Raw genomic sequence first — 15,371 nt, forward strand, 5'->3', positions numbered from 1 at the left:
CGTCACCGGAACGGCCGGGAGGAGGCGCCGTCAAAAGGAAGCGGAAAGAACGGCCCAAGAGGGCCCCGGCGTCAGCGCGCGGTGGACGGCCGCCGCCCGGCCCGCACCGCCGCGGCGGCCAGGGAGACGACCGGGGAGACGACCGAGGAGAGCACCGAGGAGGCGGACGGGGAAGCGGCGGAGCCGACCGCCCGCAGCCGCGCCGGACGCGACCGCGGCCCGGGCGGGCGCCGCTCGATCCGGTCCAGCCGGCGCCCCAGCGCCATCCCGGTGAGCAGCGCGGCCGGGTGCCCCACCGCCGTGACCAGGTCCTTCTGGGTGGCGATCTGCTGGACGAGCATCAGCCCGACGCCGGCCAGCGCCACCGCCCGCGCGCGCGGCGGCAGCGCCCCGGCCGCCGCGCCCAGACAGGCGAGCACGCCGTAGCTGACGCCGATGTCCAGCTGGTCCATCGCGGCCGGGGCCAGCCGTCCGGTCTCCACCGCGGTGATCACCACGCCCTGGGAGAGCAGGGTGGCCGCGACGTGCCCGGCGGCGAGCACCGCCGCCGTCCGGGCCGGCCCGACCCGGCGCTCCAACGGGGCCAGGGTGAGGGCGAACCCCCACAGGTAGGGCAGCCACGATCCCCCGGCCACCCAGAAGCCGCTGAGCAGCAGGGCGCGCAGCGGGTGCTCGAGCAGGTTGTGGCCGTCCGAGCTGGAAGCTTCCTGCAAACGCCGGACGAGTTCCGGATCGGCGATCCCGGCGAAGGTCGAGGTGGCTCCGACGACCGCGAGATATCCGATCGTGAACGGAGTACGCCGCGGTGTCGGCACGCGTTCCAGCAGCCATTCGACGGCACCGCCGCGCAGCCGGCCCGGAAGCATTCCGTACGGCGCCCCCGAAGGCGCGCGCCCGCCGGCACCCCACCGCAGTCCAGCCATGACGCCTCCGCTCCCACACCCGCAGCCGCACGGCGCCCGGAGGCACCCGACGCCCCGGCGCGGAGGCCGGATTCCGCCCTGCGGGGCGTTGTCGCGGCCACGCTACGTCGAGGTTCTGAGAGGCACCTGAGAAAAGCCCGTGAAGACCGTCGACGGCGGGACCGGCCGGATTCCCGGCATTGGTCCAGACCTACTTCCGATTAACGCGTCAGTAGGGCCTCTGACCGGCGACTTGGCGTCAACTGAACTGCATACGTACCGTTACGCAGTGAAAATTCGCCGGGTAAGGTATCGGCCCGTGCCCACTCGTGCGGTGGGCCCAAGGGTGGCCGGACAGCCGGCCCAGCGGGCCGGAAACGTCCGGTCCGCCTGCCGGGAGGCATCCGCTGTCCGTACGCTGCGAAGTGCGTGGGAGGAGTGGACGGAAGACCATCCGTCCGCCACTCCCCGGTGCACGAACGGGACGGCGGACCCGGCACAGTCCACGACGGAACAAGACTACGAGCGGAGCCCCGCCATCCCCACAGGTGGCCGGCCCGCAGCCCTGGGGGCGGTGGCGTGACCGTGACAGAAATTCAGCAGGACAACCCCAACACCGGCGGCACTGTGAGCAGCCAGCGCAGAGTGCTGGTGGTGGAGGACGAACCCACGATCGCCGAGTCGATCGCGGCGCGACTGGGCGCCGAGGGGTTCAAGGTCGCCGTGGCCCACGACGGCCCCGGCGCGGTGGACGGCTTCCACACCTGGCAGCCGGACCTGGTGGTCCTGGACATCATGCTGCCCGGCTTCGACGGGCTGGAGGTGTGCCGCCGGATCCAGGCCCAGCGCCCGGTGCCGGTACTGATGCTGACCGCCCGCGACGACGAGACGGACCTGCTGGTCGGCCTCGGCGTCGGCGCCGACGACTACATGACCAAGCCGTTCTCCATGCGCGAACTGGCCGCCCGGGTCAACGTGCTGCTGCGCCGCGTCGAGCGTGCCCAGCAGGCGGCCCGCACGCCCGCGCTCGGCAGCCTGCGCTTCGGCGAGCTGGAGATCGACCACGTGCAGCGCCGGGTCCGGCTCGCCTCGGGCGACGTCCACCTGACGCCGACCGAGTTCGACCTGCTGGCCTGCCTGGCCGCCCAGCCGCGCGCGGTGCTCACCCGCGAGCAGCTGCTGGCCGAGGTGTGGGACTGGACCGACGCGTCCGGCACCCGCACCGTGGACAGCCACGTGAAGGCGCTGCGCCGCAAGATCGGCGCCAGCTGGATCCGCACCGTCCACGGCGTCGGATACGCGCTGGAGGCCCCGCTCTCCTGACGGGGGCTTCGGGCGACGGGCCACCGGGGGGCCCGTGTCCCGGCACCGCCGTGACAACACGCGGGGATCACAGGGGACCAATGACCTTTCCACAGCAACGCAACGGGGACGCCGACGGCGCTCGCCCGCAGACCCTGGCCGCCCGGGCGGCCAGCCGGGTCTGGGCCGACATCCGTCCGCTCGACCCGGTCCGCTCGATCAAGGGCAAGCTCGCCCTGCTGGTGATCGTCTCCGTGTTCCTGGCCACCGGGATGGTGGTCGTGGCGATCCGGTCCGAGACCCAGATCCGGATCATCATGGTCTTCTCCATGATCGCCTCGCTGCTGTTCATGCAGTTCCTCGCACACGGGCTGACCGCCCCGCTGCGCGAGATGACGGACGCCGCCCGCGCGATGGCCTCCGGCGACTACAGCCGCCGGGTCGAGGTGAACTCGCGCGACGAGATCGGCGAACTGGCGGCCGCCTTCAACGGCATGGCCGCCGACCTCCAGGCCGCCGACCGGCACCGCCGGGAGCTGGTCGCCAACGTCTCGCACGAGCTGCGCACGCCGATCGCGGCACTGCGCGCCGTGCTGGAGAACGTGGTGGACGGCGTCGTCCAGCCCAACCCGGCGACGCTGGGGGCCGCGCTGGAGCAGACCGAGCGGCTCGGCCGCCTGGTCACCCACCTGCTGGACCTCTCCAAGATCGACGACGGCGTGGTCGACCTGGACGCCCGCCCCTTCGAGGTGCGCGAGTTCCTGGACGGCGTGCTGCGCGGGGTCACCGTGGACGGCGCGACGGCCGGCGGGGCCTTCTCCCGGCGCGGCGACGTCCGGCTCGCCCTGGAGGTCAGCCCGGTCGGCCTGACCGCCGTGGCGGACCCGGAACGCCTCCACCAGGTGGTCGCCAACCTGGTCGACAACGCCTGCAAGCACTCCCCGCCCGGCGGCACCGTGACGGTGCGCGCCCGGCCCGACGGCGAGGACGGCGGCCTGCTGCTGGAGGTCCAGGACGAGGGCCCCGGCATCCCGCCGGCGGACCGCGGCCGGGTCTTCGAGCGGTTCAGCCGCAGCGGCACCGCGACGGCCTCCGGGCCGGGCTCGGACGGCGGCACCGGGCTGGGCCTGGCGATCGCCCGCTGGGCGGTGGACCTGCACGGCGGACGGATCGCCGTCGCCGAGTCGCCGCGCGGCTGCCGGATCGAGGTCCGGCTGCCCGGGCAGTCCTGAGCCGGCCGGGACATTTGTCACAGATCCGACACAGACGCATACGAAGATCGTCGACGGATGAACCCGGGTGTTTGTCCGCTTTCGCCCCGGTTTAGGGGGTGATCGGGCGCGATCGGTTCCCCTCAGATACGGCTTTCTAACGTGCTTTTTCAGCCAATCTGCAGGTCAGGACTGTGATCTGGGCGACGCCTGGGGCCCGGGGACTGCGCGATCACTGGTCAGGGGCGTAGCCTTAATCCCCGCTGTCCAAACATCCCAAAAGGAAGCGGAAGAGGGCGGTTGCCGCCGTGTCGCCACAGTCCCCTGAAACCCCCAACAGCTCGGCAAGCTCCACTGGCTTCGGCCCCAATGAGTGGCTCGTCGATGAGATCTACCAGCAGTACCTCCAGGACCCGAACTCGGTAGACCGAGCCTGGTGGGACTTTTTCGCCGACTACAAGCCCGGTACCGAGGTGACCCCAGTGACCCAGGCCGCGACCCAGGCCGGCCCCACGCCGACCCCTGCCGCTGCCCCCGCGCCCGCCGCAGCTGCTGCGCCGGCCGCACCCGCCGCCGCCCCGGCCGCTCCGGCCCCGGCCGCCGCCGCCCCGCTCGCCGCCGCGCCCGCCGCGCCCCCGGCCCCCAAGGCCGCCGCCCCGGCCGCGCCCGCCGCCCCCGCCGCGGCCGGCCCCGAGCTGGTCCAGCTGCGCGGCCCGGCCAAGGCCGTCGCCACCAACATGGACGCCTCGCTGGAGGTGCCGACCGCCACCTCGGTCCGCGCCGTCCCGGCGAAGCTGTTGATCGACAACCGCATCGTCATCAACAACCACCTGCAGCGCGCCCGCGGTGGCAAGGTCTCCTTCACCCACCTGATCGGTTACGCCCTGGTCCAGGCCATCAAGGCCGCCCCGGGCATGAACCACAGCTACAAGGTGGAGGACGGCAAGGCCTTCCTGGTCAAGCCGGAGCACGTCAACCTCGGCCTGGCGATCGACCTGGTCAAGCCGAACGGCGACCGCCAGCTCGTGGTCGCCGCCATCAAGAAGGCCGAGACCCTCGACTTCTTCGGCTTCTGGCAGGCCTACGAGGACATCGTCCGCCGGGCCCGCGCCAACAAGCTGACCATGGACGACTTCACCGGCGTCACGGTCTCGCTGACCAACCCCGGCGGCATCGGCACCGTGCACTCCGTGCCGCGCCTGATGCAGAACCAGGGCACCATCGTCGGCGTCGGCGCCATGGAGTACCCGGCCGAGTTCCAGGGCTCCGCCCCGGAGACCCTGTCCCGCCTGGGCGTCTCCAAGATCATGACGCTGACCTCGACCTACGACCACCGCGTCATCCAGGGCGCGGCGTCCGGCGAGTTCCTGCGCGAGATCCACCGCCTGCTGCTCGGCGAGAACGGCTTCTACGACGAGATCTTCGAGTCGCTGCGGATCCCGTACGAGCCGGTCCGCTGGGCCACCGACGTCGCCACCACCCACGACGACGAGGTCAACAAGACCGCGCGCGTCATGGAGCTGATCCACTCCTACCGGGTCCGCGGTCACCTGATGGCCGACACCGACCCGCTGGAGTACAAGCAGCGCAAGCACCCCGACCTGGACGTCACCACCCACGGCCTCACCCTGTGGGACCTGGAGCGCGAGTTCGCGGTCGGCGGCTTCGGCGGCCAGAAGATGATGAAGCTCCGCGACATCCTCGGCCTGCTGCGCAACACCTACTGCCGCACCGTCGGCATCGAGTACATGCACATCCAGGACCCGAAGCAGCGCAAGTGGCTGCAGGAGCGCCTGGAGAAGCCGTACTCGAAGCCGGAGCGCGAGGAGCAGCTGCGGATCCTGCGCCGGCTGAACTCGGCGGAGGCCTTCGAGACCTTCCTGCAGACCAAGTACGTCGGCCAGAAGCGCTTCTCGCTGGAGGGCGGTGAGTCGCTGATCGCGCTGCTGGACGCGACCATCGACTCCGCCGCCGAGCACCGCCTGGACGAGGCCGTCATCGGCATGGCCCACCGCGGCCGCCTGAACGTGCTGGCCAACATCGTCGGCAAGCCGTACGGCAAGATCTTCGGCGAGTTCGAGGGCAACCTCGACCCGAAGTCGATGCACGGCTCCGGCGACGTCAAGTACCACCTGGGCGCCGAGGGCACCTTCACCGGCCTGGACGGCGAGACCATCAAGGTCTCGCTCGCCGCGAACCCCTCCCACCTGGAGGCCGTGGATCCGGTCGTCGAGGGCATCGCCCGCGCCAAGCAGGACATCCTGGACCAGGGCGGCACCACCTTCCCGGTGCTGCCGATCCAGATCCACGGCGACGCGGCCTTCGCCGGCCAGGGCGTCGTCGCGGAGACCCTGAACATGTCGCAGCTGCGCGGCTACCGCACCGGCGGCACCGTGCACGTCGTGGTGAACAACCAGGTCGGCTTCACCGCCGCCCCGGCGTCCTCGCGCTCCTCGATGTACTGCACCGACGTGGCCCGCATGATCGAGGCCCCGATCTTCCACGTGAACGGCGACGACCCGGAGGCCGTGGTCCGCGTCGCGCGGCTCGCCTTCGAGTTCCGCCAGGCGTTCCACAAGGACGTCGTGATCGACCTCATCTGCTACCGCCGCCGCGGTCACAACGAGGCCGACAACCCGTCGTTCACCCAGCCGCTGATGTACGACCTGATCGACAAGAAGCGCTCGGTGCGCAAGCTGTACACCGAGGGCCTGATCGGTCGCGGCGACATCACCATGGAAGAGGCGGAGCAGGCGCTCCAGGACTTCCAGGGCCAGCTGGAGAAGGTCTTCGCCGAGGTCCGCGACGCCGCCCAGGCGCCGGCCCCGACCTCCGGCGGCAAGCCGCAGGCCGACTTCCCGGTCAACATCCAGACCGGCATCTCCCAGGAGATGGTCAAGCGGATCGCCGCCTCGCAGGTCAACCTGCCGGACTGGCTGACCGTCCACCCGCGCCTGCTGCCGCAGCTGCAGCGCCGCGCCGCCTCGGTCGAGGACAACACCATCGACTGGGCGATGGGCGAGACCCTCGCCATCGGCTCGCTGCTCATGGAGGGCCACCCGGTCCGCCTGGCCGGCCAGGACAGCCGCCGCGGCACCTTCGGCCAGCGGCACGCCGTGCTGATCGACCGCAAGACCGGCGAGGACTACACCCCGCTGCAGTACCTCACCGAGGACCAGGCCCGCTACACCGTCTACGACAGCCTGCTGTCGGAGTACGCGGCCATGGGCTTCGAGTACGGCTACTCGCTGACCCGCCCGAACGCGCTGGTCATGTGGGAGGCGCAGTTCGGCGACTTCGTCAACGGCGCGCAGACCATGGTGGACGAGTACATCGCCTCCGCCGAGCAGAAGTGGGGCCAGCACTCCGGCGTCACCCTGCTGCTGCCGCACGGCTACGAGGGCCAGGGGCCGGACCACTCGTCCGCCCGCCCGGAGCGTTTCCTGCAGATGTGCGCGCAGGACAACATGACGGTCGCGATGCCGACCCTGCCGTCGAACTACTTCCACCTGCTGCGCTGGCAGGCGCACAACCCGCACCACAAGCCGCTGGTCGTCTTCACCCCGAAGTCGATGCTGCGTCTCAAGGCCGCGGCGAGTGCGACCGAGGAGTTCCTGTCCGGCTCGTTCCGCCCGGTCATCGGTGACACCACCGTCGACCCGGCGCAGGTCCGCAAGGTGGTCATCACCGCCGGCAAGTTCTACTACGACGTGGCGGCCGCCCGCGCCGAGCGCGGTGTCACCGACACCGCGATCGTCCGGGTCGAGCGGCTCTACCCGCTGCCGGTGGCCGAGCTCCAGGAGGAGCTGGCCCGCTACGGCGACAACGTCCAGTTCGTCTGGGCGCAGGAGGAGCCGGCCAACCAGGGTGCCTGGCCGTTCATCGCGATGAACCTGGTCGACCACCTCCAGGTCGTCATCGGCCGCAGCGGCGGCGACGCCCGCCTGCGCCGGGTCGCCCGCACCGCGGCCTCGTCGCCGGCGGTCGGCTCCGCCAAGCGGCACGCGGCCGAGCAGCAGGCGCTGCTGGAGGAGATCTTCGCGCTCTGACGCGCGCAGGCTCCACCGCACCACCGACGCCCGCGGCCCCGTCCCCCGACCAGGGGGGCGGGGCCGCGGGCGTACCGGCCGACCGCCGCCGCACCGGTCGGCCGGCCCCGACTATCCTGACCGGGTCAATCCCCATCCGACCGGAGCGAACCGTGTACTTCACCGACCGAGGCATCGAGGAGCTGGAGAGCCGGCGCGGCGAGGAGGAGGTCACCTTCGAGTGGCTCGCCGAGCGCCTGCGCGAGTTCGTCGACCTCAACCCGGACTTCGAGATCCCGGTCGAGCGGCTGGCCACCTGGCTGGCCCGGCTCGACGACGAGGACGACGACGAGTGAGCCCCGGCGGCCGCTCGTAGCAGGGCCCGGGAGGCGACCGCCTCCCGGGCCCTTCGCACGTCTCCCGTAGGGGACGGCTCCGGGATGCGTCCGGGGTGGGTTCCGGGGTGGAACCGCTTGCTTTTCCCGGCACGCGATATATCGTCTTTGGAAGAGAACGCGATACATCGCGATCCGCTACGGGAGGCGGCAGAGATGAGCCAGTGGACGATCGAGGAGCCGGGCAGGACCACGTTCGAGGACGAGGTCCGCGCGCTGCACGTGCGCGTCATCGACGGCACGGTGAACGTGGTCGCGGCCGAGGGCCCGGCCCGCCTGGAGGTCACCGACCTCACCGGTGACCCGCTGCACCTGACGCTGGTCGACGGCGTCCTGACCGTCACCTACAAGGACATCAACAGCTGGGGCGAGTTCGGCAGCTGGATCAAGTCGGTCGGCTCGGTCCGCAGCTTCTTCGACTCCTTCAAGCGCAAGCGCTCGGTCGGCGTCACCCTGACCGTGCCGGCCGGCACCGAGGTCAAGGTCGGCACCGTGTCGGCGCACGCCACCGTGACCGGCATCGACGGCCAGGTCTCGGTGCAGAGCGCCAGCGGCGACACCACCCTGGCCGGGGTCACCGGCCGGATCGACGCGAGCACCGTCACCGGCGACGTGGACGCCCAGGCGGTCGGCGGCCAGCTCAAGGTCAACACCGTCTCCGGGCAGCTCACCGTGATCGCCGGCACCGCCGACCGGGTCCAGGCCAACACCGTCACCGGCGCCGTCACCCTGGACCTCGACGTGGCCGGCGAGACCGACGTCAAGGTCAACACGGTCAGCGGCCCGGTCGTGGTCCGGATCCCCTCGCTGGCGGACGCCACCGTCGAGGCCGGCTCCACCAGCGGCGACGTCTCCAGCACCTTCGACGAGCTCAGGATGAGCAGCACCTGGGGCGCCAAGAAGATCACCGGCCAGCTCGGCGAGGGCCGCGGCAGCCTCAACGTCACCACCGTCTCCGGCGCGGTCACCGTGCTGCGCCGCCCCGAGTCGGAGGACGACGCCCCGGTGGTGGTCCGGGAGCTCCCGGCCGGCCCCGCCTCCGACGGGCCCACCGGCCCCGACCTCACCAAGGAGGCCTGAGATGAGCCCCGTGTTCGGCCACGGCCGGCTCCGGCTCTACCTGCTCAAGCTGCTGGACGAGGCCCCGCGGCACGGCTACGAGGTGATCCGCCTGCTGGAGGAGCGCTTCCAGGGCCTGTACGCGCCGTCCGCCGGCACCGTCTACCCGCGACTGGCGAAGCTGGAGCAGGAGGGCCTGGTCAGCCACAGCACCGAGGGCGGCCGCAAGGTCTACCGGCTGACCGACGCCGGGCGCGCCGAACTCGAAGCCCGGCGGGTCGAGTTGGACGAGCTGGAGCTGGAGATCCACGACTCGGTGGCGCAGCTCGCCGGGGCGATCCGGGAGGACGTCCGGGACAGCGCCAAGGACCTGCGCGAGGAGCTCTGGCAGGCCGCCAAGCAGGCCCCCCGACCGGACCGCGCCGAGACCGGCGGCGACCCGTGGGCCGGGCCCTGGGGCGACAACGACGCCTGGCAGCGCGCCAAGGAGGAGTTCGCCCAGTTCAAGCGGCAGGCCAAGGAGCAGGCCAAGCGCGCCCGGGAGCAGGAGCGGGCCGCCAAGGCCAAGGCGAAGGCCGCCGAGGAGGAGGCCCGCCGGCTGCGCGAGCAGGCCAAGGCCTCCCGCACCGCCGCCCAGCAGGAGGCGCTGCGGATCAAGCGCCGGGTCGAGCAGCAGGTGCGCGAGCACGCCGCCAAGGGCGACTGGCCGACCGGGCTGGCCGAGGGCCTGTCCGAACTGACCAAGGGCCTGGCCGGGCTGGCCGACGCGGCCCGCTGGGGCCATCCGACCGGCGAGGCCGGCGAGGGCGCCGGGGCGGCCGAGCCCTCCGAGCGGGTCACGGTCACCCGGATCGACCTGGACAAGGACTCGGGCGAGGACTCGGGCGAGGACTCGGGCAAGGGCCAGGACGGACCGACCGCCACCGCGGACCTGCCGCCGTGGGCGCGCACCGATCCGGACGGCGACCCGGCCCGCGAACTGGAGCGGCTGCTCGACCGCTTCCGCGACCAGGTCCGCGACGCGGCCCGGGACGGCGCGGTGAGCGCCGACCGGCTGGCCGAGGCCCGCTCGGTGCTGGGCGCCGCCGGCGAACGGTTGAAGCGGCTGCTCGGCTGACCAGGCCGCCCGCCCGGGCCCGGTGCCCCCTGCCAGGGGGCACCGGGCCGCCGCACGTCAGGGGTTGAGCACGATCTTGCCGAAGACCTCGCCCTTGGCGAGCCGGGCGAAGCCGTCCCGGGCCTCGGCCAGCGGCAGCACCGAGTCGATCACCGGACGGACCCCGCTGTTGGCGCACAGGGACAGCAGCCCGGCCAGCTCCTCCTTGGTGCCCATGGTCGAACCGACCACCTTGAGCTCCAGGAAGAAGATCCGGTTCAGCTCGGCGGCCTTCGGGCTGGGGCCGGAGGTGGCACCCGAGATGACGATGGTGCCGCCCGGGCGCAGCGACTTCACCGAGTGGGACCAGGTCGCGGCGCCGACCGTCTCCATCACCGCGTCCACCCGGTCAGGCAGCCGGGCGCCGCTCTCGAAGGCCGCGTCCGCGCCGAGCCCGACCGCCCGGTCGCGCTTGGCCTCGTCCCGGCCGGTGACCCAGACCCGCAGGCCGGCCGCCTTGGCGAGCACGATCAGCGCGGTCGACACCCCGCCGCCGGCCCCCTGCACCAGTACCGTGTCACCGGGCTTGACCCCGGCGTTGGTGAACAGCATCCGGTACGCCGTCAGCCAGGCCGTGGGCAGGCAGGCGGCCTCCTCGAAGCTCAGCTCGGCCGGCTTGGGCAGCAGGTTCCAGGTGGGCACGGCCACCCGCTGGGCGAAGGTGCCCTGGTAACGCTCGGTCAGGATCGACCGGGGCTCCTTCGGGCCTACCCCGTGGCCGGACTGGCCGATCACCGAGTGGACGACCACCTCGTTGCCGTCCTCGTCGACGCCGGCGGCGTCGCAGCCGAGGATCATCGGCAGCTTCTCGGCGGGCAGGCCGACTCCGCGCAGCGACCACAGGTCGTGGTGGTTGAGGCTGGCGGCCCTGACCGTGACCACGCTCCACCCGGGACGGGCCTGCGGCTCGGGGAGTTCGCCCAGCTCCAGCCCGCTCAGCGGGTCGTCGGCGTCGATACGGGCGGCATAGGCAGCAAACATGACCCGGACACTAGCCGGGACGGCCGGGGCCGGGAACCACGCGTGGGTGTGACGCGTGTCCCGACTGTTACTCCCCCGCTTGTTACTCCCCCGCTTGTTACTCCCCCGCTCGCCTCCGGGCGCTCGGACCCGCTGCGGCTCGGGGGGCGGGGGAGCGGCCGTCGTGGCCGGCACGCTCCCCCGGCCCCGGGGGCCGGTGCCCGATCGTCAGATCCGGGCGACGCCCTCCGCGCGGGCGGCGTCGGCCACGGCCTTGGTGACGGCCGGGGCGACCCGCTCGTCGAACGGCGAGGGGATGACCTTCTGCGGGGTCAGCTCGTCGGCCACCACGGCGGCCAGCGCCTTGGCGGCGGCCAGCTTCATGCCCTCGGTGATCCGGGAGGCCCGCACCTGGAGGGCGCCGGCGAAGATGCCCGGGAAGGCCAGCACGTTGTTGATCTGGTTCGGGAAGTCGCTGCGCCCGGTGGCGACCACCGCCGCGTACCTGTGCGCCACCTCGGGGTGGATCTCCGGGTTGGGGTTGGCCATCGCGAAGATGAACGCGCCCTCGGCCATGGTCGCCACGACCTCCTCCGGCACGGTGCCGCCGGAGACGCCGATGAACACGTCGGCGCCGGCCAGCGCGTCGGCCAGCGAGCCCTTGAGCTCCGAACGGTTGGTCAGCTCGGCGATCTCGGCCTTGACGTCGGTCAGGTCCTCACGGCCCCGGTACACCACGCCCTTGCGGTCGCAGACGGAGACGTCGCCGATGCCCGCCGCCAGCAGCATCTTGGCGATGGCGATGCCGGCCGCGCCGGCGCCGGAGATCACGGCCCGCAGCGAGCCGATCTCCCGGCCGGTCACCTTGGCGGCGTTCCACAGGGCGGCGGTGGTGACGATCGCGGTGCCGTGCTGGTCGTCGTGGAAGACCGGGATGTCCAGGGCCTCCTGGAGCCGGCGCTCGATCTCGAAGCAGCGGGGGGCGGAGATGTCCTCCAGGTTGACGCCGCCGAAGGACGGGGCCAGCCGGACCACCGTCTCGACGATCTCGTCCACCTCGGTGCAGGCCAGCGCGATCGGCACCGCGTCCACCCCGCCGAACTGCTTGAACAGGATGGCCTTGCCCTCCATCACGGGGAGCGAGGCCTCCGGGCCGATGTCGCCCAGGCCCAGCACGGCGGTGCCGTCGGTGACCACCGCGACGGTGTTGGACTTCCAGGTGTAGTCGTTGACCAGCTCCGGCTGCTCGGCGATGGCCGTGCAGACCCGGGCGACACCGGGGGTGTAGGCGAGGGACAGGTCGTCCGCGTCGCGCACCGGCACGGTCGCCCGGATCTCCATCTTGCCGCCGCGGTGGAGCGCGAAAACGGCGTCGACCGGATCGTCGGTGTCCTGGGTGCTGCTGATGATCTCCGCTGCCACGATGACCTCTTCGTCATTGTTCCGGCGAGGTGCGCGGCCGACGGACTGGGCGCCCCGGCCGTAAGCCGGAAACCGGGTACGCCTGAGCGGACCCGGGGTCGGGGCGGGGGCGCTGCCGTCGGGTGGCGCCCTCGGATGAGGGTTTTTTATGGGGTCTTGTGTTGTCCGCTTGTGCTACCGGGCCGAGCGTAGGTCGGACCAAGGCATCGCACCTATGCCTTTTCGTCCTCGTCGCGCGCAGTTCATCGCCGTGCTGTCGCGTCGGCTGGGGCCCGGTGTCGGAAGCGCCGGGCTCCGGCGGCGGCAACGGCGCTGAGGCACGCGCACCCGCAAGTGTGAACGCAGATCCACGGGGGATCGGTGCCCCGGATACGGAGCCACGTGATGACTTCCGGTCCTGGGCACCCCGAGCCTGTCGGGGCTCGTCGGTCTGGTTCGAGCGTTCGGGGGTCACCCGGTACCGAATTCTGACACACCCGCTGCCGGGCCCGGCAGGGCGGGATGGCAGGATCGCTTGTCCGCCGTTCCGCGTACACCCGCGCGACACCGCAGTGACCACGGTTCCGCCCTCAGGAGCACCCTCATGCCTCACCTCACGCCCGCCCGTCGCCCGGCCTTCGCCGCGGCCGCCCTGGCCGCCGCCGGCGCCCTGCTGCTCACCGGTTGCGGCGGTGGCGGGCAGGCCGCCGCGAGCGACCCGGTCAAGGACATCCGCGCCAAGCTGCCGAAGGCCCAGCGCTCCGCCGGCGTGCTGCGCATCGGCATGGACGTCAACTACGCGCCGGTGGAGTTCCGCGGCCCGGACGGCAAGCCGACCGGCCTCGACCCGGACCTCGCCGCCGCCCTCGGCCGGATCCTCGACGTGCGGGTCGAGTTCGTGGACACCCCGTTCGACAAGCTGATACCGAACCTCCAGGGCAAGCAGTTCGACGTGGCGATGTCCGCGCTCAGCGACGTCCGCACGCGCCGCGACGGCCTGGACGACGACGGCAAGCAGGTCAACCCGGGCGTCGACTTCGTCGACTACTTCATCGCCGGCACCTCGATCGTCGTCCCGAAGGGCAACCCCAAGGGGATCCGGACCCTGGACGACCTGTGCGGCAAGACGGTCGCCTTCCAGCAGGGCACCACCCAGGACGAGATCGCCACCCGGCAGGTCGCCGTCTGCTCGCGCGCCGGCAAGCAGCTGACGGTGCACCGCTTCGACACCGACGCCAAGGCGCTGGCCGAGGTCGCCGCCGGCACCGCCGCGGCCGGGCTGAACGACTTCCCGGTGGCCGCCTACGCGGCGAAGACCACCGACGGCGGGGGCCGCTTCGAGGTGACCGGGGCCCAGTCCACCTCCAACCCGTACGGCATCGCGGTCCGCAAGGAGGACACCGAGCTGCGCGACACCGTGTCCAAGGCGGTGGACCAGCTGATCCGCAGCGGCGAGTACGACAAGATCCTCGCCAAGTGGAACGTGAGCGCGGGCGCGGCGCAGAACGCGGTGGTCAACGGGGGCATCTGACCCGCGGGCAGCGGCGGGGCGCGGGTCGGGAACGGGCGGGGCCGCGGGGCAGCGGCGGGGCGTGCGGGAACAGCACAGCCGGATCTGCATACTTATACGCAGGGTGACAGGGGCACGCGATCCGTCCGAATAGCGGACAGCACGAGCCCTCGTTATCCGATTTTGATCTGGATGAGGGCCCCCTGACCGTCATCAGATGGCAGGATTCCCCCCATCTCGGATCGAGCCGACCACCGGTCGAGGCGGTTCAGGTCGACGTCCACCTCGGCGGAGGGTGGCGGAAGCAGTACCCCGCACCACCCTGGGCGGCCACCTGCGCCCAGGCAACTGCACCACCCGGCAACGCACGTACGAAGACGTACCGCGAGTGACCACCCGTACGGCTCCGTACGGCCAGCTGCCCCGGTGCGCCGCTCCCGCGGCGCGCTCCGCCCGATTTCTCTCCCCAGGAGGAGATCCCCCTCATGACCGTCCGTACCCAGCGCACCCGCCTCTTCGCGGCCGGCGTGGCTGCCGTGTCCGTGTCCCTGGTGCTGACCGGCTGTAGCAGCAGCAAGAGCAGCGACGGCAGTGGCGCCCCCAACGCCTCCGCGACCGTGAACACGGTCAAGGCCGACGACAAGCTGGCCGCCCTCGTCCCCGCCGACGTCAAGTCGGCCGGGAAGCTCCTGGTCGGCGCGGACGCCTCGTACGCGCCGGACGAGTTCAAGGACGACAGCGGCAAGGTCATCGGCATGGACGTCGACCTCGCCAACGCGATCGCCGCCAAGCTCGGCCTCACCGCCGAGGTCCAGGACTCCGGCTTCACCGCGATCATCCCCGGCATCCAGTCGAACAAGTTCCAGCTCGGCATGTCGTCCTTCACGGACAACAAGGAGCGCGAGCAGGTCGTCGACATGGTGACCTACTTCAACTCGGGCAGCGCCATCGCGGTCAAGAAGGGCAACCCCGGCAAGGTCGACCCGAAGGACCTCTGCGGCAAGAAGGTCGCCGTGCAGACCGGCACCACCCAGGCCGACGAGATCAAGGACACCCGCAACCCGGACTGCGCCAAGGCCGGCAAGCCGGGCATCCAGAACGACGGCGACAAGTTCGACCTCCAGACGGACGTCACCAACGCCGTGGTCTCCGGCCGCGACGACGCGATGATGGCCGACTCCCAGGTCGTCGACTACGCGATCAAGCAGTCCGGCGGGCAGCTGGAGAAGCTCGGCGACACCTACGGCGTGGCCCCCTACGGCGTCGCCCTCGCCAAGGGCTCCAAGCTCACCCCGGCCATCCAGGGCGCCATCCAGTCGCTGATCGACGACGGCACCTACAAGCAGATCCTCACCAAGTGGGGCGTCGAGAGCGGTGCCATCGACAAGTCGACCGTCAACGGCGCCGTCAGCTGACCCCTCGTACGCTTCATCTCTCCCCCGAGGCC

General features: G+C 71.8%; 11 protein-coding genes. 8 read left to right on the forward strand and 3 right to left on the reverse strand.

What is annotated here, in order from left to right:
• Positions 1 to 71 precede the first annotated feature (71 nt).
• The gene (locus ACIQWA_RS12095; RefSeq protein ID WP_402481256.1) at positions 72 to 923 is read right to left on the reverse strand and encodes a rhomboid-like protein; all 852 of its coding nucleotides are present in this window, start codon (positions 921 to 923) and stop codon (positions 72 to 74) included.
• 564 nt (positions 924 to 1,487) lie between these two features.
• Here ACIQWA_RS12095 and ACIQWA_RS12100 point away from each other — a divergent pair.
• The 6 genes from ACIQWA_RS12100 to ACIQWA_RS12125 all read left to right on the forward strand — a co-directional run bounded on the left by ACIQWA_RS12100 (position 1,488) and on the right by ACIQWA_RS12125 (position 10,014).
• A complete protein-coding gene (locus tag ACIQWA_RS12100) occupies positions 1,488 to 2,225 on the forward strand; it encodes a response regulator transcription factor (RefSeq protein WP_094742879.1) in 738 nt (245 codons plus the stop codon).
• 80 nt (positions 2,226 to 2,305) lie between these two features.
• Positions 2,306 to 3,436 (forward strand): sensor histidine kinase, encoded by a 1,131-nt coding sequence (locus ACIQWA_RS12105; RefSeq protein WP_402481259.1) that lies wholly within the window; start codon positions 2,306 to 2,308, stop codon positions 3,434 to 3,436.
• 287 nt (positions 3,437 to 3,723) lie between these two features.
• Complete coding sequence (locus ACIQWA_RS12110) at positions 3,724 to 7,464, forward strand: multifunctional oxoglutarate decarboxylase/oxoglutarate dehydrogenase thiamine pyrophosphate-binding subunit/dihydrolipoyllysine-residue succinyltransferase subunit (protein WP_402481261.1); 3,741 nt, start codon at positions 3,724 to 3,726, stop codon at positions 7,462 to 7,464.
• 152 nt (positions 7,465 to 7,616) lie between these two features.
• Positions 7,617 to 7,799 carry a DUF6104 family protein gene (locus tag ACIQWA_RS12115; RefSeq protein ID WP_350504423.1) on the forward strand — a complete coding sequence of 61 codons (183 nt, stop codon included), beginning with the start codon at positions 7,617 to 7,619 and terminating at the stop codon, positions 7,797 to 7,799.
• Between the two features lie 195 nt (positions 7,800 to 7,994).
• Entirely contained in the window at positions 7,995 to 8,918 is a 924-nt protein-coding gene (locus ACIQWA_RS12120) for a DUF4097 family beta strand repeat-containing protein (RefSeq protein ID WP_402481266.1), read from the forward strand.
• 1 nt (position 8,919) lies between these two features.
• On the forward strand, positions 8,920 to 10,014 hold the full coding sequence (locus ACIQWA_RS12125) for a PadR family transcriptional regulator (protein WP_402481269.1): 1,095 nt from the start codon (positions 8,920 to 8,922) through the stop codon (positions 10,012 to 10,014).
• Positions 10,015 to 10,071: 57 nt separating this feature from the next.
• Here the strand turns inward: ACIQWA_RS12125 and ACIQWA_RS12130 are convergent, their stop codons facing one another.
• Both ACIQWA_RS12130 and ACIQWA_RS12135 read right to left on the reverse strand, forming a co-directional pair.
• Positions 10,072 to 11,034, reverse strand: a complete 963-nt coding sequence (locus tag ACIQWA_RS12130; RefSeq protein ID WP_360233485.1) for a zinc-binding dehydrogenase — start codon at positions 11,032 to 11,034, stop codon at positions 10,072 to 10,074.
• A gap of 207 nt (positions 11,035 to 11,241) precedes the next feature.
• Complete coding sequence (locus ACIQWA_RS12135; protein WP_402481272.1) at positions 11,242 to 12,435, reverse strand: NADP-dependent malic enzyme; 1,194 nt, start codon at positions 12,433 to 12,435, stop codon at positions 11,242 to 11,244.
• Between the two features lie 583 nt (positions 12,436 to 13,018).
• Between ACIQWA_RS12135 and ACIQWA_RS12140 the strand changes: the two genes are divergently transcribed.
• Both ACIQWA_RS12140 and ACIQWA_RS12145 read left to right on the forward strand, forming a co-directional pair.
• A complete protein-coding gene (locus tag ACIQWA_RS12140; RefSeq protein WP_402481275.1) occupies positions 13,019 to 13,945 on the forward strand; it encodes an ABC transporter substrate-binding protein in 927 nt (308 codons plus the stop codon).
• A gap of 464 nt (positions 13,946 to 14,409) precedes the next feature.
• Positions 14,410 to 15,339 (forward strand): ABC transporter substrate-binding protein, encoded by a 930-nt coding sequence (locus ACIQWA_RS12145; protein WP_360233476.1) that lies wholly within the window; start codon positions 14,410 to 14,412, stop codon positions 15,337 to 15,339.
• Positions 15,340 to 15,371: the final 32 nt, after the last annotated feature.

Origin of the sequence: Kitasatospora sp. NPDC098652 (assembly GCF_044760155.1) — a bacterium.
Lineage (GTDB): Bacteria > Actinomycetota > Actinomycetes > Streptomycetales > Streptomycetaceae > Kitasatospora.

What these genes read in the sequence shown, in the direction of transcription:
- ACIQWA_RS12105 (WP_402481259.1), top strand. Translation starts at nt 2,306, where the DNA reads ATGACCTTTCCACAGCAACGCAACGGGGACGCCGACGGCGCTCGCCCG.
- ACIQWA_RS12125 (WP_402481269.1), top strand. Translation starts at nt 8,920, where the DNA reads ATGAGCCCCGTGTTCGGCCACGGCCGGCTCCGGCTCTACCTGCTCAAG.
- ACIQWA_RS12120 (WP_402481266.1), top strand. Translation starts at nt 7,995, where the DNA reads ATGAGCCAGTGGACGATCGAGGAGCCGGGCAGGACCACGTTCGAGGAC.
- ACIQWA_RS12095 (WP_402481256.1), bottom strand. Translation starts at nt 923, where the DNA reads ATGGCTGGACTGCGGTGGGGTGCCGGCGGGCGCGCGCCTTCGGGGGCG.
- ACIQWA_RS12140 (WP_402481275.1), top strand. Translation starts at nt 13,019, where the DNA reads ATGCCTCACCTCACGCCCGCCCGTCGCCCGGCCTTCGCCGCGGCCGCC.
- ACIQWA_RS12130 (WP_360233485.1), bottom strand. Translation starts at nt 11,034, where the DNA reads ATGTTTGCTGCCTATGCCGCCCGTATCGACGCCGACGACCCGCTGAGC.
- ACIQWA_RS12145 (WP_360233476.1), top strand. Translation starts at nt 14,410, where the DNA reads ATGACCGTCCGTACCCAGCGCACCCGCCTCTTCGCGGCCGGCGTGGCT.